Here is a 20,531-nt window from a genome sequence, read left to right as displayed (position 1 = left end):
GCAAGCTGGTGGCAACCACTTACAGCATGAGCCAGGAGCCACCGAACAGCAGCGTGAGCACCACGGCCGACGTGATCACGCGCCCGGCCAGGATGCCCTGGAGCTCGTCGGCCCCGCTCCACAACACCTGCAGCCGCCCGCGCTGGGCGCCGCAGTGGGCCAGGTGGTCGCTGAGCGCCGAGCGCTCCAGCGCCGAAATGTCCGCCGGGTGGCCCAACGACGAGGTGGCCCAGTGGGGGGCCATTGAATGGGTTGACATGATCTTCTCCAGGATCGGGGGGGTGGGGGATTGCCAGGCAGCGCCCCGCGTCACCCCTTGTACCGGCGGGGCCGCCATGCGTCTGTACGTTGACGAACAGACCGATCCGCCAGCACCACCTGCGCGCCCGGGTGTTCGTCAGCGTACAGACGGCCCCGGGTCCGGGGGCCATCCTGAAGCCCGACCCACAACGCTTCCTCTCACGCAAAGGATTCCCCATGTCATACCCCACCCCCCTCTTCACGCTGCGCCAGACCGCTGTCTGGCTGGCAGCCGCCGCCACGCTGGGCCTGGCCGGCTGCGCCGTGCCCTACCCGGTGTACGAGCAACAACCCATGGCGCAAGAACCGGTGCAGGTGCAGACCTACCCCAGCCAGCGCGAACAGCGGCGCGACTACCGCCGCCGCCAGAACGAGACCCTGTACGAGGCCGAGGTGCTGTCGGTCCGCGCCGTCATGGGCCAGACCGAGCAGCGCTGCTGGATGGAACGTGAACAGGTGCCGCAGCGCCCCGCGGCCAACGTCGGTGGCGCGATCGTCGGTGCGGTCATCGGCGGGGTGATCGGGCACCAGATCGGTGGCGGCAGCGGCCGGGACCTGGCCACCGCCGGTGGCGTGGTGGCGGGCGCGGCCATCGGCTCCCAGGTCGGCCGCGACCGCTACGGCAACCCGGTGAGCACGCAGGAGGTGCAGCGCTGCAGCACCGTCAACAGCCAGAGCGAACCCGCCTACTGGGACGTGACCTACCGCTTCCGCGGCATCACGCACCGCGCGCAGATGCTCTCGCCCCCCGGACGCAGCCTCACCGTCAACGGCAACGGCGAGCCGAGGGAGTAGAGCCCCCCCCTGCAGCGCTTCGCGCTACCCCCCCAGGGGGGCGGCACTGGCCGTCCGGCAGAGCCGGCCCGGCGGTGCCCTGGGCTGGAGGTGCTTCAGGCGCCTGGATCGTGCTCCGTCACCGTGGAACCGTCGGTCCTGAGCCTGTCGAAAGGCGGCCCGGCTGTGCCCTGGGCTTGGGGTGCTTCAGGCGTGCGGATTCACCTGTTTGAACCCAGGATCTCGACGCCGAAACCGCGGTAGCCGATCAGCGTGCAGCTGGCGTCGAACATGGGGGTGCCGCTCACGCGGTACTGGCGGGTCACGCCGCCGGGCAGTTCGCGGCTCAGCACCATGTCCAGGAACGGGCTGCGCGCGGCGATGCGGGCTTGCAGCTGTTCGCGCTCGGCCGGGTTCCAGCCCTCGTCGCCGTGTTCCTCGCCACTGTCGCTCAGGGCCTCCACCTGCAGGCCCAGCATCTCCAGCACCGGGCCCGAGACTTTGGTGAAGCGGCCCTCGCCGTCCTGTTCCCAGTACCAGTCGGTGGCCAGTTCGGTCAGGCCGCGGTAGCGCGCCTCGCTCTCGCGCAGCTCGGCCGTGCGCTCGTGCACCTGGCGTTCCAGGTCGCTGTTGTGCCGGGCCAGTTGCCGGTGCAGCAGGCGCACCTCGATCAGGTTGTGGATGCGCGCCTTGACTTCGACCATGTCGAACGGTTTGCTCACGAAGTCCTTGGCGCCGGCCTGCAGCGCGCGCAGCTTGTGGCCCGGCTGGGCGGTGATCACCAGCACCGGCAGGTAGTCGTCTTCGGCGGTGTTGGCCTTGAGGCCTTCCATCACCTGGAAACCGTCCATGCCCGGCATCTGCAGGTCGAGCAGGATCAGGTCGAACGGCGTCTTGCGGTGCATGGCGCAGACCTTGTCGGGCTCCATGGTGCTGGACACCTGGGTGTAGCCGGCCTCGTGCAACATGGCTTCGAGCAGGCTCACGTTCGCGGGCTGGTCATCCACGATCAGGATGCGTGCGTCGAGCCGTTCTTGTTCGGTGAGGGTCATGCGGGTTCCTGGTGGATGGCGGGGCCGCTGGTGGTTTCGGCGAAACGCAGGGCCGCGTCCAGCGCGTCCATGAGCTGGGCGACCTTGATGGGTTTGGTGAGGTAGTTGAAGAAGCCCGCCTCCAGGCCCTTCTGGATGTCGCGCGGCACGGCGTTGGCGCTCAGCGCGATGATGGGGATGTGGGCCGTGGCCGGGTCGGCGCGCAGGATCCTCAGCGCCTCGATGCCGCTGATGCCGGGCAGGTTGATGTCCATCAGGATCACCTCGGGCTGGTAGACGCGCGCGAACTCGATGCCCAGGCTGGCGTCGGCCGCGCCCAGCAGGCCCAGGTCGGTGCGCCGCGCGATGATCTGCTCCACCAGCTCCAGGTTGGCCGGGTTGTCTTCCACGTACAGCAGCGTGCGCAGCGGCGTGCCCGGCAGTGCGTCGGGGCGCGGCGGGTCGGCGGGCACCGCGTCGAGCACGGCGTTCAGCGGTGCCGCGGTCAGCGCCATCTCGACCCAGAACACGCTGCCCACGCCGGGCGTGCTGCTGGCACCGATCTGGCCGCCCATGAGGTGCACCAGCCGCTGTGTGACCACCAGGCCGATGCCGGTGCCCTCTTCGGCGCCCGACTCCTGGCCCAGCCGGTTGAAGGGCTGGAACAGCTGGGCCAGCTGAGCGGGCACGAGGCCCGGGCCGGTGTCGCGCACGCTGATGCGCACCGTGTCGGGCGGGTTCAGCGTGAGCGTGCACTCCACCGTGACGTGGCCCCCGCGCTGGTTGTATTTGATGGCGTTGAACAACAGGTTGATCAGCACCTGCTTGAGCCGGGTGCGGTCGGCCTTCACGTAGCGCGGTGCCTCCAGCCGCGCGAACACCATGCCGATGCCACGCTGCTGCGCCTGCGGCTCCACCATGGCCCGGCACTCGGCCAGCACCTCGGTGAGCGAGACCGGTTCGCCCGAGAGCGTGAGCTTGCCGGACTCGATGAGCGTGAGGTCGAGGATTTCGTTGATCAGCTCCAGCAGGTACCAGCCCGCCTTCAGGATCTGCCCGATGCTGCGCTGCTGCGTGGGCGTGGGCGCGGGTGTGCCCGACTCGACCAGTTGCGCGAACCCCAGGATGGCGTTGAGCGGCGTGCGCAGCTCGTGGCTCATGCTGGAGATGAAATCGGTCTTGGCGCGGTTGGCTTTTTCGGCCGCGTCCACGGCCTCGTTGAGCTGCAGCTCCACGCCCTTGCGCACCGAGTTGTCGGTGCCGATCAGCAGGTAGCCGATGAGGTCTCCGTAGTCGTCGCGCAGCGCGGTGATCGACACGATGGCCGGGAACCAGCTGCCGTCCTTGCAGATGTAGGTGAGCTCGTAGATGTCTTCGATGCCGCGCGAAGCCTTGAAGGCCAGGGCCTCGAAACCGGGCGCGATCGGCGTGTCCAGCTCCCGGCTCAGGGCCATGGCGCGCGCATGCACTTCCTGCGGGTCGTGCATGTCGCTCGGGCTCACGCGGTTGACCACCTCGTCGGCGCGGTAGCCCAGCATGCGCTCGGCCCCCACGTTGAAGAGCTGGATGATGCCTTTTTCATCGGTCGCGATGATCGAGAAATTGGCGCTGTTCAGGATGGCGTTCTGCAGCGCCCCGGCCTTGAGCAACGCATTGCGCCGCCCCGACTCGGTGGGCTCGCCCGGTTGGCCCGGGAACTCTGGGGCGCCGCGGCGCAGGGTGGTCTCGGGCATCAAGGTCTCTGGTGAGGGCCACCCGTGGGGCGGCATGGGCGGACACTAGCCGCCCCTGCGGGCAGCGTCTGTACGCTGGCCCACACAGCCAGCACAACGGGTGACCTGGAACGCTAGAGCGGACTGCGCCCGCTGATCACGCGCAGCAGCACCATGACGATGGCGACCACCAGCAGGATGTGGATGAAGCCGCCCATCGTGGTGGCGGTGACGAGTCCCAGCAGCCAGAGGATGAGCAGGACGACGGCGATGGTGTAGAGCATGGTGGTTCCTTGGGTTGGGATCAGGAAGGGCTGCGGCGCCGACGGCTCCACAGCAGGGCAGCGCCAGCGATGACCGCAGCGGTCAGGCTGGCCTTGGGATGGCGGCGCACCACCGCCCACGCGGCACCCAGGGCCTGGGTTTCCAGCGGTGGCGCGGGTAGGGAGGTGACCGGCGCCCGCTGCTGCCAGCCGCGGGCCAGCGCACCGAGCGCGAGCGACACCACCGGCTGGGTGCCCAGGCCCTGGAGCACGGGCCACAGGGCGCCCGCCAGCCAGCCGCCGGAGACCCGTGCGGCCTGGTTGCGGCGGTCCTGTTCGATCCAGCCGGACAGGCGCTCGCGGTTGCGCGCCAGCCGTTCGCAGGCCAGCACGGCCCGCAACTCGGCCGTCAGTGCCGGTGCCACCGCGCCGGGCGCCCGGGTCGGGCTCATGGTGTTTCCGGGATGCGCAGGAGCGCTGCATCCTCGGCCAGTTGCCGGCGCAGGCTGATGAACCATTCCACCGTCTCGCGGTCCTGCGCCAGCCAGAGGGCCCACAAGCCGAGCACCGCCGGCAGCACGGGCGTGAGCACGAACAGCCAGGGAGCTCGGGCACCGGCCCCGGGCAACGAGGCCCACAGCAGCAAGGCCACGCCCAGCAGCACCGCGGCCACCATCAGGCAGGCCGCGCCCGCCAGCTGGAGCACCAGGCGCCGCTTCAGGCGCGCGCTACCGATGGCCAGCTCTTCGCCCAGCAGGCCCGCGTACGCCGCCGCGTGCTCCGCCAGCAGCTGAGGCTGCGAGGCGGCCAGACGGAACACGGGGTGGATCATGGCCAGCTCCGGCTTCAACGGCCGTTGTGGCCGCCGTGTCGGCTGCTGAACAGCGCCACCAGGCCCATGAGCGCGGCGCCCACGGCGGCGGCCATCAGCACGGACTTGACCGGCTCGTGCTGGATGTAGCTGGTGGTGGCATCTTTCACGTGCAGCGATTTCTCGCGCAGCTGGCCGGCGCTGTCGCGCACGGCGTCCATGCCGCGGTGCGCCAGCGCTTCGGTGTCGCTCTTGAGGTGCTGGAACGCGGTGCTGGCCTGGCCACGCACGTTGCCGATGTCGTCGGACAGGCGGTCCATGCCTTGTTGCGTCGCGCGCTGGGTGGCGCGCATCGCGTCCCCGGTGGTTTGCGCGACCGCGTGGGCCAGCGAAGAGGCGTCATCGCCCAGGGTGTTGGGGTTGTTGCTCATGGTGTTCCTTTGGTGATCAGGGTGGAGGGGGAATACCGGGGCCGTGGCCCGCCGGTCATTTCAGGCGCATGTCGTTCTTGATCGACCGGACGCCGGGCACGCCCTGCGTGACCTGCACGGCGCGGTTGATGTGGGCTTCGGAGCTCACGAAACCACTGAGCTGGACCACGCCCTTGAAGGTCTCGACGTTGATCTCCGTCGCCTTGAGCATGTCGTCTTTGAGGATCGCGGCCTTCACCCGGGTGGTGATGACGGTGTCGTCCACGTACTGGCCGGTGCTTTCCTTCGTGGGGCTCGAAGCGCAGCCGGCGATGCCGGTGGCGGCGGCCACGGCGAGCAGGAGGATGGCGAAGCGTTGGTTGGTTTTCATGGTCGTCCTTCTGTGGTGTGGTTAAACGGCGGCCGCGACCCTGGGCGGGCCGCACCGCATGGCAGGCCGGGTCGATCCCGGTGCCAATGGGTCCACAGTAGGGCTGTGACGCGGGTGCGTCTGTGCGCTGGCGCACCACCGGCCGGCAGTGCCGATCAGGACGATTCAGACAGGTGACAGGCGGGTGCGGCACCGCCGCGTAGGGTGCCGCCCTGGGTCTGAGTGCGCCTCAGCGCTCAGACCGTGTTGGCGCTCAGGGGGCAGACGCCTGCCATTCCCGGAAGAAGCGGATGCGCGCGGCGTGGTCCGGGTGGCTGGAGATGGCGATGGGCAGCGCGTCGCCCTCTTCGTCCGGCTTGGCACCCGCGTCATCGCGGGTCGGGGCTTTCGGCCCCGGTTTGGTGTCGGGCAGGTCAACCCCCTCTTCCTCCAGCAGGCGCTCGAAGAAGACCGCCATCACCGCCGGCGGTATGCCGCTGCGGTGCAGCAGCAGCGCCGAATGGGCGTCGGCCTGGCGCTCGGCATCGCGCGAGTACGACTGCGTGGCCAGGGTGGCGGGCACCGTGGCCAGGAAGCCGCTGGCATCGCCCAGCACCACGCCCACCAGGGCACTGACCAGGCTGGCGCGCACCATGAGGTCCAGCCCGTGGCGGTGTTGCACATGGCCGAGCTCGTGCGCGAGCACGCCCACGATGGCATCGGGCTGGTCGTCCAGCAGCTCGACCAGTTCGTCGGTCATCACGATGGCGCCACCGGGCAGTGCGAAAGCGTTGGCGCCCAGCAGCTCGGAGCGGTGAAACGACAGTTGCCAGGCCGGTGCATCGCCTTCGGGGTAGGCGCGCTCCACCACCGAGGCAAAGCGCTGGCGCAGGGCGTCCTGCCGGGTCTGGGGCAGGCGGCTGGGCGCCAGGAACAGCCGGTCGAGCTGCTCCAGGCTTTGTTCTCCGATGGCGACCTCCACCGAGGCGGGCACCAGGTGGGTCAGCGCCTGGCTGAGCCAGGGCACGCCCCAGACCCAGGCGGCGGCGAGAAACGCCACGCTGCCCGCCATGGCCACCAGCGTGGCGCGCCAGCTCTGCATCCAGCCCACCACGGCGCGCTCGTGCAGGCCGCTGGCCCGCCACCAGGCGTCCCATTCGGCGGCGTTGGCGTGCTGCACCAGCCCGCCGTCGGGCAGCTCGGTCTGGCGCTGGCCGTGGGTGGTGCGCTCGGGCCAGCGCACGGCCTTCACCGGGTAGCGCCGCACCTGGCCATCGTCGGTGCCCAGCAGCAGTTCGTCGCCTTCGATGCGCAGGCTCGCGGGCCGGGCCCGTGGGCTGCGCCCGTCAAACCATTGGGTGTCGAGCGACCCCGGCGTGCTCATCACAGACCCATGTCAAGGCCGAAGAAGTCGCCCGCGGCGTCGCCCAGCACGCCCTGCCCCGGCGTCTGCGCCTCGGCCACCCATTGGTCCACATCGCCCTGCACCTGCAGCGACAGGGCTTCGAGCCGCACCCGGGTGGCGCGCACCTTGGCGAACGGCCAGAACAGGCCCAGGGTCAGGAGGATCAGGAGCCAGTTCACCAGGGTGATGCGCAAGAGCGGGCCAAAGCGCAGCGCGCTCTGGAACTGCACCCGCGGGCTGCTGGTGTGCGCCCACAGCAGGTTCTGCAGGCGCGAGGAGACGTAGGGGCCGACGATCAGCGGCAGGATCAGGTAGGCCAGGCCCATCACGAACACCATCGCGATCATGGCGAAGATGCCCTGGGAAGCACCGCCACTGAAGAGTTCGGCGAGCGTGAGCGCACCAAAGGCGATGAAGGCCCCCATCGCCATGGCCACCACCACGCCGGCGAGCAGCAAGGTCAGCAGGATCACCCCCAGCACCTTGAAGAACAGCCCGTAGAAACGGCCGGCCCCCGCGGTGAGCTCGGCGCGCTCCTGCGCGAAGGCGTAACCCCCATGCTGGTAGCGCTTGATGCGCGCCATCAGCCAGGGCAGTGCAGCCAGGAAACCGAGCACGACCACGCCCACGATCACCAGCCCCCGCTGGATCGCTTCGGGGTCCACCTCTTCGCCATCCGGCAGATTGGGCAGGAACAGCACGAAGGCCAGCGCCGGCAGGAAAAACGGCAACAGGGTCAGGTAAGCGGACTTCAGGTCGCCCAGGAAGGCCAGCCGCACACCGCGCCAGCTGGTGTTGCGCAGGCGGAACTGCAGCGAGGCGCGCCACAGGGCCGGCCACAGGACCATGAACACCAGCAGCGCCGCCCAGGCGAACGCCGGCATGAAGTTCGACACCGCCCAATACCCCACGCCAAGCACCAGCACCAGCAAGTAGCCGCGAAACATCTTCCACGGGTCGGCGTGAAAGCCCAGCGGGTCGCCGCCCACCAGGGTGTTGTTCTGGAAATAGGCCATGCGCCGCGCGCGGGCAAACGGCAGGTACAGCGTGAGCGTGACGAGGGTCAGCAACAGGTTGACGATCCAGATGCGGAAATACTCGCTGCCCGAGCCGGTGAAGCGGATGTCCAGCACCCGGGGTTTGTGCAACGCACCGGGCGCGCTGCCCGCCATCCACTCGGTTGCCGCGAAATCGTCATAGGCCATGCCGGATCCTCCCTCTGTGTATAAAAATGGCGTACATCGTAACATTTGGCTACATGGCTTCCGCTGGCCGACGAATGGGCGAGCCAGGGCCCGCAAACCGGGATATGCTGCACTGCAACATGAACGCCTCCAACGCACTCTTGCTGCCCGGACTCGAAGACCTTCTGGGGGACCTGCAATACGCCCGCCGCAGCGGCGACATGGGCCGGCTGGCCCTGCTGGCCTATTGCGAGGTGCGGCGCTGGGCCCGGCAAGCGGGTGAGCAGGCGCTGGCCGAGCACTCCACCGAACTGATCACGCGCAGCCCGCACTCCAGCCGGGAAGAGTTCATGGAGCAGGTCGACGAGCTCATCGTCGAGCTGGAGCGGGTCCACGCCCGCATCGCCCGCGAACTGGCGCACAGCCACGCCTGACCCGTCCCTGCCCCGCCCGATCGGGGGGCCGCCAGACACCATGAACCACTAAGATGCATGGCCGATGGCCGGCATCCATGGCGCTGCGCCATGGGCGGCGCTGCACCTGCGCTCCCGACAGAAAGGCGATCACATGCAACCCCATCAAAAGGTTCAGTGGAACCTGGGCTACTGGCTGCTGGCGCTGCTGGCCCTGACATGGATCCAGACCCTCTGGCAGACCGCCCGCACGGTGGAGGCCGTGCCATACAGCGAGTTCGAGCAGGCGCTGGCCGAGGGCCGTGTGGCCGAAGTGGTGGTGGGCGAGACCACGCTCACCGGCACCCTGAAAACCCCCGCGGCCGACGGCAAGACCACCATCGTGGCCAACCGGGTCGAGGGCGATCTGGCCGAACGCCTCTCGAAACACGGCGTGCCCTACCGGCGTGTGGTGGAAAGCACGCTGCTGCGCGACCTGCTGTCGTGGATCGTGCCCGGTCTGGTGTTCATCGGCGTGTGGTTCTTCGTGATCCGCCGCTTCATGGACCGCCAGGGCGCGGGCGGCTTCATGAGCATTGGCAAGAGCCACGCCAAGGTCTATGTCGAGCGCGACACCGGCGTGACCTTCGCCGACGTGGCCGGCGTGGACGAGGCCAAGGCCGAGCTGCAGGAGATCGTGAGCTTCCTGAAGGACCCGCAAGGGTCTGGCCGGCTGGGCGCGCGGCTGCCCCGCGGCGTGCTGCTGGTCGGCCCCCCGGGCACCGGCAAGACCCTGCTGGCCAAGGCCGTGGCCGGCGAGGCGGGCGTGCCGTTCTTCAGCATCTCGGGCAGCGAGTTCGTGGAGATGTTCGTGGGCGTGGGCGCCGCGCGCGTGCGCGATCTGTTCGAGCAGGCTCGCGCCAGGGCGCCGGCGATCATCTTCATCGACGAACTCGACGCGCTGGGCCGCGCGCGCGGCGCGGTCTCGCCCATCGGCGGCCACGACGAGCGTGAGCAGACGCTGAACCAGTTGCTGGCCGAGCTGGACGGTTTTGACAGTTCCTCGGGTCTGGTGCTGCTGGCGGCGACCAACCGGCCGGAGGTGCTGGACCCGGCCCTGCTGCGCGCCGGCCGCTTTGACCGCCAGGTGCTGGTGGACCGGCCCGACAAGGCCGGCCGGGTGCAGATTCTGCAGGTGCACACCCGCAAGATCCGGCTCGCGCCCCAGGTGTCGCTGGAGCAGGTGGCCCAACTCACCACCGGCTTCTCGGGGGCCGACCTGGCCAATCTGTGCAACGAAGCGGCGCTCGCGGCCACCCGGCGCGGCGCGCCCGACATCGCCCTGGAGGACTTCACCACCGCCGTCGAGCGCATCGTGGCCGGGCTGGAGAAAAAGAACCGCGTGCTCAACCCGCACGAACGCGAGGTGGTGGCCTTCCACGAAATGGGCCACGCGTTGGTGGCGATGGCGCTGCCGGGCACCGACACCGTGCACAAGGTGTCCATCATTCCGCGTGGCGTCGGCGCGCTCGGCTACACCATCCAGCGCCCCACCGAAGACCGCTTCCTCATGTCACAGGAAGAGCTGGAGCACAAGATCACGGTGTTGCTGGGCGGCCGCGCGGCGGAGAAACTGGTGTTCGGCCAGCTCTCCACCGGCGCCGCGGACGATCTGGCCCGGGCCACCAACATCGCGCACGACATGGCCACGCGCTACGGCATGGTCGAGTCGCTGGGCTATGTGGCCTTCGAGCCCCAGCGCCAGCCCTTCCTGGACGTACCGGGCCTGGCGCAGAACGGCTGGCACCCCGGCCCCGAGACCCAGCAACGCATCGACGAGGCAGTGAGAGCCGCCGTGATGCAGGCCTTCGGGCGGGCCACCGACATCCTGCAGGAGCGGCGCGAGATGCTGGAGCGCTGCGCGCGGGCGTTGCTGGTGCGGGAGACGCTGGACGCGGACGCCTTGCGCGCCCTGACCGGCCTGCCGGCGCCCGGGCAGCCCGCTCCCGAGCCGCCCGTGAACTGAAGGCCGGCCGGTCGCCGGCCGTCAGGAAATATCGAGGCGCTGCGAGGTGGCCGGCGCCTTCTTGGGCAGCGTCAGTTCGAGCACGCCGTCCTGGTACTTGGCCGTGGACTTGGCCTTTTCCACCGGGCTGTCCAGCCAGAAGCTGCGACTGGCGTAGCCGTACTGGCGCTCGGAGCGGATGACACGGTCGCCCTTCTTCTCCTCGCTTTCCTTCTTCAGCTCGGCCGAGATGCTCACTTTGTTGTCATCGATGTTGACTTCGATGTCTTCCTTGCGCATGCCGGGGATGTCGGCCTTGAGCTTGTAGTCGCCGTTGCTTTCGGTGAGCTCGACCTTGATCTGGGGGGCGTGGCTGGTGCCACGGGCCACCCAGGGGCGCAAGAAACTGCGGAACGCATCGTCAAAAAGGTCAACGGAAAACGGGTCCCGGGTACTGATTTCGTTCATGGAGCTTCTCCTTTGGGGTGGGATGCGGGATGACTGGAGCGCAAACACGGAAACGCGCCCCCGCCGGGAATGCTGATACGCCACAACAGCCTGCGCATTGAGTCTGGTCAATGGCACGCCACACGGCGGTGCCACCGCTGGCGGCGGACCCAGATGCCACGGCATTGCGCACGCTCAATCGAACCTGCTCCGGACGATGGAAAGATGCGCTGTACGTGCTGTCACGCAGATTCCCAGAGACTTGCTGCCGGAGGACTTGAACATGACCGCCAGACAACTGCTCTTTCGCGAGGAGGCACGCGACAAGATCCGCCGCGGTGTCGATGCCTTGGCCGAGGCGGTGAAGGTAACGCTGGGACCGCGCGGGCGCACCGTGATCCTGGACCGCGAATACGGCGCGCCCCAGATCGTGAACTCGGGTGTTCTGGTGGCCAAATCGGTGGAGTTGGAGAACCGGTTCGAGAACATGGGCGCGCAGCTGCTGCGCGAGGTGGCTTCGCGCACCAGCGAGATGGCCGGCGACGGCACCACCACCGCCACCGTGCTCGCGCACGCCATGATCCAGCAAGGCCTGCGCTACCTGGCCGGCGGCATGAATCCGATGGACCTCAAGCGCGGCATGGAACAGGCCATCGAGGCCGTGGTGGCCGAGTTGCACCGCATGGCCCGGCCTTGCGCCAGCTCGCAGGAGATCGCCCATGTGGCGTCCATCTCGGCCAACAACGACCGCTCCATCGGCGAACTGCTGGCGCGCGCGATCGACAGCGTGGGCCGCGAGGGTGCGATTTCCATCGAAGACGGCTCGGGTCTGAGCAGCGAGCTGGAGGTGGTGGAGGGTCTGCAGTTCGACCGCGGCTTCCTCTCGCCCTACTTCATCAACAACCCCGAGCGCCAGAGCGCCACGCTGGAGGAAGCGGTCATCCTGCTGTGCGACAAGCGCCTGTCTTCGCTGAAGGACTTGTTGCCCCTGCTGGAAGAAGTGGTCAAGAGCGGCCAGCCCCTGCTGGTCATCGCCGAGGACATCGACAGCGATGCGCTGGCCACGCTGGTGATCAACACCATGCGCGGCACGCTCAAGGCCTGCGCGGTGAAGGCGCCCGGCTTTGGCGACCGGCGCAAGGCGATGCTGCAGGACATGGCGGTGCTCACCGGTGGCACGGTGATCAGCGACGAACTGGGCTTGACGCTGGCCAAGGCCCAGCTCTCCGATCTGGGGCGTGCCAAGCGGGTGGAGGTGGGCAAGGAGGACACCACCGTGATCGGTGGCGCCGGCACCACGCAGGCGATCCAGGAACGCGTGGCCAGCCTGCGCAAGGAGCGCGAGGCCGCCACCAGCGACTACGACAAGGAGAAGCTGGAAGAGCGCATCTCCAAGTTGTCGGGCGGCGTGGCCCTGATCAAGGTGGGCGCGGCCACGGAGACCGAGCTGAAGGAACGCAAGATCCGCGTCGAAGACGCGCTGCACGCCACCCGCGCGGCCATCGAGGAAGGCATCGTGCCCGGCGGCGGCGTGGCGCTGCTGCGCGCGCGTCGCGTGTTGGCGGATCTGCACGGCAGCTCGCTGGACCACGACTCCGGCATCCGTCTCATCGCGCAGGCGCTGGAAGAGCCGCTGCGCTGCATCACCCGCAATGCGGGCGACGAGCCCTCGGTGGTGCTCCAGCGCGTGGACGACTCGGCCGAGCCCGCGTACGGCTACAACGCGGCCACCCGCACCTACGGTGACCTGCTGCAGATGGGCGTGATGGACCCGGCCAAGGTGACGCGCCTGGCGCTGCAGAACGCCGGCTCCATTGCCAGCCTGGTGCTGACCACCGACTGCATGATCGCCAACGCCCAGGCGCCCAAAGCCCCGCAGGACATGGGCATGCCCGGAGCCACCCTGCCGGAGTTATAGGATGAAACACCCCCCGCGCCATCAGCCACCGACATGGTCATGATCACTGAAGCCGTGGTTCTCCAGGCGTCCTCGCTGCAGGGCGATCTGGCGGTGCCAACCCGAGCCCGGGGCCTGGTGCTGTTCGCGCACGGCAGCGGCAGCAGCCGCCTGAGCGAGCGCAACCGCTGGGTGGCCCGCGCGCTGCAGCGGCACAGGCTGGCCACCCTGCTGTTCGACCTGCTGACCCTGGACGAAGCGCGGGACCGGCGCAAGGTGTTCGACATCGCACTGCTCGGCCAGCGCGTGCAGGAGGCCCTGCAATGGGCCTGGCAGCGCGAAGACCTCTCGGGCCTGCCGCTGTGCCTCTTTGGCGCCAGCACGGGGGCGGCGGCCGCGCTGGTGGCCGCGGCAGATCGGCCCCAGGGCATCGCCGCGGTGGTCTCGCGCGGCGGGCGCCCCGATCTGGCCCAGGAGCACCTGCCCCGCGTGCAGGCGCCCACCCTGCTGATCGTGGGCAGCGACGACGATGAAGTGCTGGAACTCAACCGCTGGGCGCTGCGCCAGTTGCGCTGCGCCAAACGCCTGGAAGTGGTGCCGGGTGCCACCCACCTGTTCGAAGAGCCCGGCACGCTGGAGAGCGCGGCCGCGCTCGCCGCCGACTGGTTCCTGAAACACCTGCCTCACAGGCCGGACGCCTGAAGCGGGCCGCAAACACCCATGAACGACGTTCCTGGCTCCCGAACCTGTCTCTACGACAGCACCAGCCTGGGCGCCGTGATGGACCGCATGGCACAGCAGGCGGTCGGGCTGCTGCAGGGCCACGGCCCGGTGGCGGTGGTGGGCGTGCTGCGCCGGGGCGCGCCGCTGGCCGACCACCTGACCCAGCGCATGGTGCAACGCCATGGTCTGGCCCCACCACTGCGGCTGGACCTGTCGGTCAAGCGCTACGCCGACGACCTCACGCTGCTGTTCCCCGACACGCAGTTCGCCGAAGAGCCGCACCACGCCGCGCTGGACCTGCGAGACCACACCCTGCTCGTGGTGGACGATGTGCTGTACACCGGTCACTCGGCGCTGAAGGTGGTGGACTGGCTGACCCGCAAACGGCCCGCGGCCGTCCGCCTCGTGGTGCTGGCCGACCGCTGCGTGACCACCTTGCCGCTGCGGGCCGACGTGGTGGGACTGCGACTCGAGGTCGCGCCCACCGACATCGTCGAATGCCATGTGCCGCCCTACGAGCCCGACTTCAGCATCCAGTTGCTGCAGCCGGCGCCCGCGGGCCGGACCGTTTGAAAGGAGCCGCCATGTTCCAGAACCGCGAAGACGCCGCCCGCCAGCTGGCGACCCGGCTGGGCGCCTACCGGGGCCAGAAACCGCTGGTGCTCGCCATTCCCCGTGGCGCGGTGCCCATGGGCAAGACCCTGGCCGGTCTGCTCAAGGGCGACTTCGACGTGGTGCTGGTGCGCAAGCTGCACGCGCCGTACCAGCCCGAGCTGGCCATCGGCGCCATCGACGAGAGCGGCTGGAGCACCATCGCCCCCTATGCGGCCGAGGTCGGCGCCGACCCACACTACATTGACGAAGAAAAGCGCCGGCAGCTGCGGACACTCGACGCGCGCCGCACGATGTACTCGCCGCTGCGCACCCCCATCGACCCGGCCGGTCGCGTGGTGATCGTGGTGGACGACGGCCTGGCCACCGGCGCGACCATGATCGCCGCGCTGCACAGCGTGCGCCAGCGCCATCCGGCCCGGCTGGTCTGCGCCGTGCCCGTGTCGTCACTCGAAGCACTGGAGCTGGTCCAGCCCCTGGCCGACGAGGTGGTCTGCCTGCACGCCCCCGAAGACTTCCAGGCCGTCGGCCAGTTCTACCGCGACTTTCCCCAGGTGGAGGACGACGAGGTGATCGCGCAGCTCAGGGCCTGACCCGTCTCCTTCAAGCCGGCGCGTCCATGCGCAGCACGGCCGCGCCCTGGAAAGCGCCGCGGCGCAACTGGTCCAGCGCCTCGTTGGCCTGCTCCAGCGCAAACACGCGCACCTCGGTCTGCAGCGGTGCCTGCCGCACCCGTTCAAAGAATTCGTCGCCATCGCGGCGCGTCAGGTTGGCCACCGAGCGCAGCGAGCGCTCGCCCCAGAGCCAGGCGTAGGGAAATGAAGGGATGTCGCTCATGTGGATGCCCGCGCACACCACGCAGCCGCCCCGGTCCAGGTGCCGCAGCGCGGTGGGCACCAGCGCACCCGCCGGGGCAAAGATCAGGGCCGCGTCCAGCGGTTCGGGGGGCGTTTCATCCGAACCACCGGCCCAGGCCGCGCCCAGGCGGCGCGCAAACGCCTGGCTCTCGGCGTCGCCCGGGCGCGTGAGGGCGAACACCTCGCGGCCCTGGCGCCGCGCCACCTGCGTGATCAGGTGCGCCGCCGCGCCAAAGCCATACACCCCGAGCCGCCGCGCGTCGCCGGCCATGCGCAGCGCGCGGTAGCCGATCAGCCCCGCGCACAGCAGCGGCGCCAGGTGCTCGGGCGCGGGCTCATCGGGCAGCGCAAAGCAGTAGCGCGCATCGGCCACGGTGTACTGCGCGTAGCCGCCGGGGATCTGGTAGCCGGTGAAGCGCGCCTGCTCGCACAGGTTTTCCCGTCCGGTGCGGCAGAAGCGGCAATGGCCACAGGTCCAGCCCAGCCAGGGCACGCCCACGCGCTGGCCAGCCTGCCAGCCCGGCACACCGGCCCCCAGCGCTGCCACCCGGCCCACGATCTCGTGGCCGGGAATCAAGGGCAGCACCGGGTCGGGCAGCTCGCCGTCCACCAGATGCAGGTCGGTGCGGCACACGCCGCAGGCTTCCACCGCGATCAGGATCTGCCCGGCGCCGGGCGCGGGCACCGCGCGGTGCACCAGGCGCAGGCCGGTACCGGGCCGCTCCAGCACCATGGCACGCATCGTGTGGCTCATCTCCTTGCCCTTTCATCGGTATTTGCCGGGGCCGTGGGCACGCGGCCCCGGCGGATGGCCGGTTGCATGGTTGACCGTGGTCCGGGTGCCCAGTCCGATGAACCGTGACATTCATCACATGCAAGCGCATGATGAACCCATTTCGGGGTGCACAAGCAGGAGCCACCGATGAATTGCAAAAACCCGATCCAGGCCCACTCCGGGCAGGCTGACCACACCAACCGGTTGGCGCCCACCACCATGGCCGATCTGCTGCAGATGGCGGGAGGGCCGGCCGCCCCGCCCGAGGCCGCCGCGCACATCGCCGTCGCCCTTCGGCATCTCCACGCGGGTGAGTGCCTGGTGCACGAAGGGGCGACGGCCGACGCCATCTTTTTCGTGCGTGCGGGCACCTTCAAGATCTTCCGCACCGACGAGGATGGCTATGAACAGGTGCTGGCGTTTGCCATCCGTGGCGAGGTCCTGGGGTTTGACGCGCTGTGCATGGAGTCGCATCCGGTGGCCATTTCCGCCCTGGAGGACTCCGTCGTATATGCGGTCCCGAGGTGCGACATCCCGTGGCTGAGTCAGGCGCTGCCAGCCTTTGGCCTGATGCTGCAATGCGGCGGCAGCCGGACCCTGGCGCGCAGCCGCGAGCTGGTGGACATCATGGCGGCGGTCGCGGCCGAAGTGCGGCTGGCGCGCTTCCTGATCCAGCACGCCCGGCGTATGGCGGGCTGCGGACAGTCACCGAGCCGCTTTCATCTGCGGATGGGGCGGCGCGAGATCGCCAGCCTGCTGGGCGTGGCGCACGAGACGGTCAGCCGCAGCTTCACCGCGCTGGCCACGCTGGGCCTGCTCCATGTGAACGACCGCGAGATCGAGATTCGGGACATGGACGGACTTGCCGCCTTCGCTCGCAGCACCCGGCGGCCGTTGGACGCACCCACGCTGGAGCACCCCCGGCGCCCCGCCGACCACCGCCCGCCCGGGCAGGGCCGGCGCTCCACCGCTCACCGGTTCGCCGCCTGAACCGGTCGGAAAATCTGCGACCGGATTGAGCGTGCTCAATGGCCCCACACGCCGGCCGTCGCACACTGGAATGGCCAGTGGGGGATGTGACGGTAAGTCTGCTCACCAGTGGTCAAGTGAGGTTTCCCTTTCGGGGGAAAGATCGTGGTGTCTCCGACACCACGAGGGGTGAAGGCACCCTCAGACCGGCACGGCGGTCATACGCGATGCCGGGGACCTTCACAGGGCCCGCCACCCGTCAGGGTGGGCGGGCCTTCTTCGTGTTGAGGGGCTGCCCTCACATCATCAACAGTGCCGGCACCTTGGCCAGGTGGACCACCCGTTGAGCCACCGCCCCTTGGAACAGACCCCCGATCGAACCCATGTCGTGTGGTCCCATGCCGGGTCAGCCCGCCTGCCCGCGCCTGGGCGGAGGCTTCATCGCGTTGGAAGGAGAAAGAGACCGAACCGGCGGCGAGACCTACACTGCGCACGGTGGGCGGGCACACGCCCCACCCGCGGACAGGAGCCCCATGTCGAACCCCAGCCCCCGCACCACCACCGCGCCAACCGCCGCCAGCCCACGGACCGTGCAGGACCCACCCACGCCGCGGCACAACGAAACCGCGGCACGCCATGCGGTGGCCGACGTACCGCGGGCCACGCCCGACCAGACGGTGGCCGAGGTGCTGGACGCGCTGCTGGCGCGGCCCAGCGAATGCATCGACCTGGTGTGCGTGCTCGATGCCGGTGAGCATCTGCTGGGCGTCGTGTCGCTGGCGGCCCTGCTCGCCTTGCCCCGGGACACGCGGGTGGGCCAGGTCGCCAACCTCCATTTCCCCAAGGTGCACGCCGAAACGGACCAGGAGCGTGTGGCCTCGCTGGCACTGCACCACGAGCTCAGCGCCATCCCGGTGACCGACGCCCAGGGGCGCCTGGTGGGCGTGGTGCCGGCCTCGGCGCTGCTGCACATCCTGCGGCGCGAACACGTGGAAGACATCCACCGCTTCGCCGGCATCACGCGCGAGGGCCTGCACGCCCGCGAGGCGATCGAAGAGCCGCCCATGCGCCGCCTGCGGCACCGCCTGCCCTGGCTGCTGGTGGGGCTGCTGGGCAGCTTCCTGGCCACTTTCATCGTGGCCCGCTTCGAACACACACTGGCCCTGCACCCGTCGATCGCCTTCTTCGTGCCTGGGCTGGTGTACCTGGCCGATGCCATCGGCACGCAGACCGAGGCGGTGGCGGTGCGCGGGCTCTCGCTGAGCCATGTGCGCCTCTCCACGCTGATCGGCGGCGAGATGCGCACCGGCCTGCTGATCGGCCTGGTGCTCGCCGGGCTGACACTGCCAGCGGTGGGGCTGGCGTTTGGCGACTGGCCACTGGCCTGCGCGGTCGCGGGGGCGCTGGTGGCGGCCGGTGGCATTGCCACCACCATCGGGCTGGTACTGCCCTGGGTGCTGGGCCGGCTGGGCAGCGACCCAGCCTACGGCAGCGGCCCGCTGGCCACGATCGTGCAGGACCTGCTGAGCCTGCTGACCTATTTCGTGATCGTCAGCGCGGTGGTGCTGTAGCGCCCGCGCGGCCGGCGGCCGCTCAACCGCCGGGCAAAAACCCGGCACACTCCTGCCATGAGTGCCGCCACCCCGACCGAACGCCCCAAGTCCACCACCCCCACCTCGCTCGGCGGCCTGCGGCCGTTCATGCGGCCCTACCGGCTGCAGATCGCGCTGGCCGTGGTGTTCCTCATCCTGGCCGCGGTGGCCACGCTGCTGTTTCCGCTGGCGCTGCGCCACCTCATCGACGGCGGCCTGGTCTCGCTGGACCGAGGCGCGCAGACCATGGGCCTGCGCGGGCACTTCCTGCAGCTCTTTGGCGTGGCAGTGCTGCTGGGCCTGTCGTCGGCGCTGCGCTTCTATTTCGTGAGCTGGCTGGGCGACCGCATCACCGCCGATCTGCGCAACGCGGTCTACAGCCATGTGCTGCGCCAGAGCCCGCAGTTTTTCGAGACCACCCAGACCGGCGAGGTGCTCTCGCGCCTGACCACCGACACCACCCTGGTGCAGACGGTCGTGGGCTCTTCGCTCTCCATGGGCTTGCGCAACCTGGTCACCGGCCTGGGCGCGCTGGTGATGCTGATCTGGACCAACCCCTACGTGATGACGCAGGTGCTGCTGATCCTGCTGCTGGTGGTGCTGCCGAGCATGTGGTTTGGCCGGCGCGTGCGCAAGCTCTCGCGCGCCAGCCAGGACCGCGTGGCCGATTCGAGCGCGATCGCGGCCGAGGTGCTCAACGCGATCCCCATCGTGCAGAGCTACACGGCGGAAGACCGCGAGGCGCGGCGTTTCGCCGACGCGACCGAACACGCCTTCAGTACCGCCGTGCGCCGCAGCCGCGCGCGCTCCGGGCTGGTGGCGTTCATCATCATCAGCACGGCCGCTCTGCTGCTGTGGGGCCTGTACCAGGGCACGCAGGCGGTGATCGCTGGCGACATCAGCGCCGGACACCTGGGTCAGACCGTTGTCTACATCATCATCCTGGCCGGGGCGGTGGCGGTGCTGGGCGAGGTCTATGGCGACCTGCTGCGCGCCGCGGGCGCGAGCGAGCGGCTGATGGAGCTGCTGAGCCTGGAGTCGCCGGTGCAGTCACCCGCCCAGCCGGTGGCCGCGGCCCAGCCGCAAGGCGGCAGCGCGCTGGTGTTCGACCGGCTCACCTTCCACTACCCGTCGCGCCCCGCGCAGGCGGCGCTGGCCGACTTCAGCCTGGCGGTGAAACCGGGGCAGACGGTGGCGCTGGTGGGGCCGAGCGGCGCGGGCAAGAGCACGGTGTTTGGCCTGCTGCTGCGCTACTACGACCCGGCCTCGGGCCGCATCGCGCTGGACGGCGTGCCCATCGACCAGCTGAGCCTGCACGAGCTGCGCTCACGCATCGGCATCGTGCCGCAGGACCCGGTGATCTTCTCGACCAGCGCGCTGGAAAACATCCGCTACGGCAAGCCGGGCGCGAACGACGACGAGGTGCGCGCCGCAGCGCATGCGGCCTTTGCGGACGAGTTCATCTCGAAACTGCCCGAGGGCTATGACACCTTTCTGGGCGAACGCGGCGTGCGTCTCTCGGGCGGGCAGCGCCAGCGCATCGCGATCGCGCGCGCCATGTTGAAAAACCCGCCGCTGCTGTTGCTGGACGAAGCCACCAGCGCGCTGGACGCGCAGAGCGAGCGCATGGTGCAGGCGGCGCTGGAGTCGGCCATGAAAGACCGCACCACCCTCGTGATCGCCCACCGCCTGGCCACGGTGCAGCAGGCCGACCACATCGTGGTGCTGGACCATGGTCGGCTGGTGGAGCAAGGCACGCACACCGCGCTGGTAGCGCACGGTGGCGTCTATGCCGGGCTGGCGGCGTTGCAATTCAACGCCTGAGCCTCGCTGGTGTCTGGGGGCGTCGGTTTCCGGCTGGGCCTTGCGAGATGTACCGGGAACGGGTGCACCTGCACCTCGCGCAGGCCAATGGCGGCCCCCCCGTTCTCCGGCCCACGCTCGCCGTCTTCCTCTGAAACTCTCAAGCGCTGTCGCGTCAACACTGCGCGGGTAAGCCACC

Annotated in this window: 22 protein-coding genes; 10 read left to right on the top strand and 12 right to left on the bottom strand. The window is 69.5% G+C overall.

Going from position 1 to position 20,531, the window contains the following annotated elements; translation table 11 throughout:
- Window positions 1-19: 19 nt before the first annotated feature.
- Window positions 20-259 carry a hypothetical protein gene (locus tag KIH07_RS12825; protein WP_226492339.1) on the bottom strand — a complete coding sequence of 80 codons (240 nt, stop codon included), beginning with the start codon at window positions 257-259 and terminating at the stop codon, window positions 20-22.
- A 218-nt stretch (window positions 260-477) separates the two neighbouring features.
- On the opposite strand from KIH07_RS12825, the gene KIH07_RS25475 reads away from it, so the two are divergent.
- On the top strand, window positions 478-1,095 hold the full coding sequence (locus KIH07_RS25475; RefSeq protein WP_319004803.1) for a glycine zipper 2TM domain-containing protein: 618 nt from the start codon (window positions 478-480) through the stop codon (window positions 1,093-1,095).
- 200 nt (window positions 1,096-1,295) lie between these two features.
- On the opposite strand, the gene KIH07_RS12815 is transcribed toward KIH07_RS25475, so the two are convergent.
- The 9 genes from KIH07_RS12815 to KIH07_RS12775 form a co-directional block, all read right to left on the bottom strand.
- Window positions 1,296-2,126: a response regulator gene (locus KIH07_RS12815; RefSeq protein WP_226492338.1), complete on the bottom strand. Its 831-nt coding sequence runs from the start codon at window positions 2,124-2,126 to the stop codon at window positions 1,296-1,298.
- A complete protein-coding gene (locus KIH07_RS12810) occupies window positions 2,123-3,838 on the bottom strand; it encodes a PAS domain-containing hybrid sensor histidine kinase/response regulator (protein ID WP_226492337.1) in 1,716 nt (571 codons plus the stop codon). The genes KIH07_RS12815 and KIH07_RS12810 overlap by 4 nt, the downstream gene beginning before the upstream one ends.
- A gap of 113 nt (window positions 3,839-3,951) precedes the next feature.
- Window positions 3,952-4,101, bottom strand: coding sequence for a lmo0937 family membrane protein (locus KIH07_RS12805; RefSeq protein ID WP_226492336.1), 150 nt, complete (start codon window positions 4,099-4,101; stop codon window positions 3,952-3,954).
- 20 nt (window positions 4,102-4,121) lie between these two features.
- Window positions 4,122-4,532, bottom strand: coding sequence for a hypothetical protein (locus KIH07_RS12800; RefSeq protein WP_226492335.1), 411 nt, complete (start codon window positions 4,530-4,532; stop codon window positions 4,122-4,124).
- Complete coding sequence (locus KIH07_RS12795; protein ID WP_226492334.1) at window positions 4,529-4,912, bottom strand: hypothetical protein; 384 nt, start codon at window positions 4,910-4,912, stop codon at window positions 4,529-4,531. The genes KIH07_RS12800 and KIH07_RS12795 overlap by 4 nt, the downstream gene beginning before the upstream one ends.
- Before the next feature lie 14 nt (window positions 4,913-4,926).
- Window positions 4,927-5,322 (bottom strand): hypothetical protein, encoded by a 396-nt coding sequence (locus KIH07_RS12790; RefSeq protein WP_226492333.1) that lies wholly within the window; start codon window positions 5,320-5,322, stop codon window positions 4,927-4,929.
- Window positions 5,323-5,377: 55 nt separating this feature from the next.
- Window positions 5,378-5,692 carry a BON domain-containing protein gene (locus KIH07_RS12785; RefSeq protein WP_226492332.1) on the bottom strand — a complete coding sequence of 105 codons (315 nt, stop codon included), beginning with the start codon at window positions 5,690-5,692 and terminating at the stop codon, window positions 5,378-5,380.
- A gap of 253 nt (window positions 5,693-5,945) precedes the next feature.
- A complete protein-coding gene (locus tag KIH07_RS12780) occupies window positions 5,946-7,055 on the bottom strand; it encodes a M48 family metallopeptidase (protein ID WP_226492331.1) in 1,110 nt (369 codons plus the stop codon).
- Complete coding sequence (locus tag KIH07_RS12775) at window positions 7,055-8,281, bottom strand: YjgN family protein (protein ID WP_226492330.1); 1,227 nt, start codon at window positions 8,279-8,281, stop codon at window positions 7,055-7,057. Before KIH07_RS12775 ends, KIH07_RS12780 begins: the two co-directional genes overlap by 1 nt.
- A 119-nt stretch (window positions 8,282-8,400) precedes the next feature.
- Between KIH07_RS12775 and KIH07_RS12770 the strand changes: the two genes are divergently transcribed.
- Both KIH07_RS12770 and ftsH read left to right on the top strand, forming a co-directional pair.
- Window positions 8,401-8,694, top strand: coding sequence for a hypothetical protein (locus KIH07_RS12770; protein WP_226492329.1), 294 nt, complete (start codon window positions 8,401-8,403; stop codon window positions 8,692-8,694).
- Window positions 8,695-8,827: 133 nt separating this feature from the next.
- Window positions 8,828-10,678, top strand: coding sequence for an ATP-dependent zinc metalloprotease FtsH (ftsH, locus tag KIH07_RS12765; protein WP_226492328.1), 1,851 nt, complete (start codon window positions 8,828-8,830; stop codon window positions 10,676-10,678).
- Between the two features lie 21 nt (window positions 10,679-10,699).
- On the opposite strand, the gene KIH07_RS12760 is transcribed toward ftsH, so the two are convergent.
- The gene (locus tag KIH07_RS12760) at window positions 10,700-11,125 is read right to left on the bottom strand and encodes an Hsp20/alpha crystallin family protein (RefSeq protein ID WP_226492327.1); all 426 of its coding nucleotides are present in this window, start codon (window positions 11,123-11,125) and stop codon (window positions 10,700-10,702) included.
- Window positions 11,126-11,387: 262 nt separating this feature from the next.
- Between KIH07_RS12760 and groL the strand changes: the two genes are divergently transcribed.
- Genes groL through KIH07_RS12740 form a run of 4 tightly spaced genes read left to right on the top strand, consistent with a single transcriptional unit; the run spans window position 11,388 to window position 14,929 of the window.
- Window positions 11,388-13,022: a chaperonin GroEL gene (groL, locus tag KIH07_RS12755; RefSeq protein WP_226492326.1), complete on the top strand. Its 1,635-nt coding sequence runs from the start codon at window positions 11,388-11,390 to the stop codon at window positions 13,020-13,022.
- 39 nt (window positions 13,023-13,061) lie between these two features.
- Window positions 13,062-13,703 carry a dienelactone hydrolase family protein gene (locus KIH07_RS12750; RefSeq protein WP_226492325.1) on the top strand — a complete coding sequence of 214 codons (642 nt, stop codon included), beginning with the start codon at window positions 13,062-13,064 and terminating at the stop codon, window positions 13,701-13,703.
- Between the two features lie 18 nt (window positions 13,704-13,721).
- Window positions 13,722-14,297 (top strand): bifunctional pyr operon transcriptional regulator/uracil phosphoribosyltransferase, encoded by a 576-nt coding sequence (locus KIH07_RS12745; RefSeq protein WP_226492324.1) that lies wholly within the window; start codon window positions 13,722-13,724, stop codon window positions 14,295-14,297.
- An 11-nt stretch (window positions 14,298-14,308) separates the two neighbouring features.
- Entirely contained in the window at window positions 14,309-14,929 is a 621-nt protein-coding gene (locus tag KIH07_RS12740) for a phosphoribosyltransferase (RefSeq protein WP_226492323.1), read from the top strand.
- Between the two features lie 10 nt (window positions 14,930-14,939).
- On the opposite strand, the gene KIH07_RS12735 is transcribed toward KIH07_RS12740, so the two are convergent.
- The gene (locus KIH07_RS12735; RefSeq protein ID WP_226494698.1) at window positions 14,940-15,935 is read right to left on the bottom strand and encodes a zinc-dependent alcohol dehydrogenase family protein; all 996 of its coding nucleotides are present in this window, start codon (window positions 15,933-15,935) and stop codon (window positions 14,940-14,942) included.
- Between the two features lie 180 nt (window positions 15,936-16,115).
- Here KIH07_RS12735 and KIH07_RS12730 point away from each other — a divergent pair, with 180 nt between their 5' ends.
- The 3 genes from KIH07_RS12730 (at window position 16,116) to KIH07_RS12720 (ending at window position 20,353) form a co-directional block, all read left to right on the top strand.
- On the top strand, window positions 16,116-16,958 hold the full coding sequence (locus KIH07_RS12730) for a Crp/Fnr family transcriptional regulator (RefSeq protein WP_226492322.1): 843 nt from the start codon (window positions 16,116-16,118) through the stop codon (window positions 16,956-16,958).
- A gap of 512 nt (window positions 16,959-17,470) precedes the next feature.
- Window positions 17,471-18,508 (top strand): magnesium transporter, encoded by a 1,038-nt coding sequence (locus KIH07_RS12725; protein ID WP_226492321.1) that lies wholly within the window; start codon window positions 17,471-17,473, stop codon window positions 18,506-18,508.
- A 57-nt stretch (window positions 18,509-18,565) separates the two neighbouring features.
- The gene (locus KIH07_RS12720; protein WP_226492320.1) at window positions 18,566-20,353 is read left to right on the top strand and encodes an ABC transporter transmembrane domain-containing protein; all 1,788 of its coding nucleotides are present in this window, start codon (window positions 18,566-18,568) and stop codon (window positions 20,351-20,353) included.
- Window positions 20,354-20,531: the final 178 nt, after the last annotated feature.

The organism is Hydrogenophaga taeniospiralis (assembly GCF_020510445.1).
GTDB lineage: Bacteria > Pseudomonadota > Gammaproteobacteria > Burkholderiales > Burkholderiaceae_C > Hydrogenophaga.
The sequence above is the reverse complement of the archived record's forward strand: the minus strand, read 5'-3'. Positions and strand labels throughout refer to the sequence as shown.

Bases quoted from the DNA above. Each gene is read 5' to 3' on its own strand.
- KIH07_RS12825 (WP_226492339.1), bottom strand. From the start codon at position 259: ATGTCAACCCATTCAATGGCCCCCCACTGGGCCACCTCGTCGTTGGGC.
- KIH07_RS25475 (WP_319004803.1), top strand. From the start codon at position 478: ATGTCATACCCCACCCCCCTCTTCACGCTGCGCCAGACCGCTGTCTGG.
- KIH07_RS12815 (WP_226492338.1), bottom strand. From the start codon at position 2,126: ATGACCCTCACCGAACAAGAACGGCTCGACGCACGCATCCTGATCGTG.
- KIH07_RS12810 (WP_226492337.1), bottom strand. From the start codon at position 3,838: ATGCCCGAGACCACCCTGCGCCGCGGCGCCCCAGAGTTCCCGGGCCAA.
- KIH07_RS12805 (WP_226492336.1), bottom strand. From the start codon at position 4,101: ATGCTCTACACCATCGCCGTCGTCCTGCTCATCCTCTGGCTGCTGGGA.
- KIH07_RS12800 (WP_226492335.1), bottom strand. From the start codon at position 4,532: ATGAGCCCGACCCGGGCGCCCGGCGCGGTGGCACCGGCACTGACGGCC.
- KIH07_RS12795 (WP_226492334.1), bottom strand. From the start codon at position 4,912: ATGATCCACCCCGTGTTCCGTCTGGCCGCCTCGCAGCCTCAGCTGCTG.
- KIH07_RS12790 (WP_226492333.1), bottom strand. From the start codon at position 5,322: ATGAGCAACAACCCCAACACCCTGGGCGATGACGCCTCTTCGCTGGCC.
- KIH07_RS12785 (WP_226492332.1), bottom strand. From the start codon at position 5,692: ATGAAAACCAACCAACGCTTCGCCATCCTCCTGCTCGCCGTGGCCGCC.
- KIH07_RS12780 (WP_226492331.1), bottom strand. From the start codon at position 7,055: ATGAGCACGCCGGGGTCGCTCGACACCCAATGGTTTGACGGGCGCAGC.
- KIH07_RS12775 (WP_226492330.1), bottom strand. From the start codon at position 8,281: ATGGCCTATGACGATTTCGCGGCAACCGAGTGGATGGCGGGCAGCGCG.
- KIH07_RS12770 (WP_226492329.1), top strand. From the start codon at position 8,401: ATGAACGCCTCCAACGCACTCTTGCTGCCCGGACTCGAAGACCTTCTG.
- ftsH (WP_226492328.1), top strand. From the start codon at position 8,828: ATGCAACCCCATCAAAAGGTTCAGTGGAACCTGGGCTACTGGCTGCTG.
- KIH07_RS12760 (WP_226492327.1), bottom strand. From the start codon at position 11,125: ATGAACGAAATCAGTACCCGGGACCCGTTTTCCGTTGACCTTTTTGAC.
- groL (WP_226492326.1), top strand. From the start codon at position 11,388: ATGACCGCCAGACAACTGCTCTTTCGCGAGGAGGCACGCGACAAGATC.
- KIH07_RS12750 (WP_226492325.1), top strand. From the start codon at position 13,062: ATGATCACTGAAGCCGTGGTTCTCCAGGCGTCCTCGCTGCAGGGCGAT.
- KIH07_RS12745 (WP_226492324.1), top strand. From the start codon at position 13,722: ATGAACGACGTTCCTGGCTCCCGAACCTGTCTCTACGACAGCACCAGC.
- KIH07_RS12740 (WP_226492323.1), top strand. From the start codon at position 14,309: ATGTTCCAGAACCGCGAAGACGCCGCCCGCCAGCTGGCGACCCGGCTG.
- KIH07_RS12735 (WP_226494698.1), bottom strand. From the start codon at position 15,935: ATGCGTGCCATGGTGCTGGAGCGGCCCGGTACCGGCCTGCGCCTGGTG.
- KIH07_RS12730 (WP_226492322.1), top strand. From the start codon at position 16,116: ATGAATTGCAAAAACCCGATCCAGGCCCACTCCGGGCAGGCTGACCAC.
- KIH07_RS12725 (WP_226492321.1), top strand. From the start codon at position 17,471: ATGTCGAACCCCAGCCCCCGCACCACCACCGCGCCAACCGCCGCCAGC.
- KIH07_RS12720 (WP_226492320.1), top strand. From the start codon at position 18,566: ATGAGTGCCGCCACCCCGACCGAACGCCCCAAGTCCACCACCCCCACC.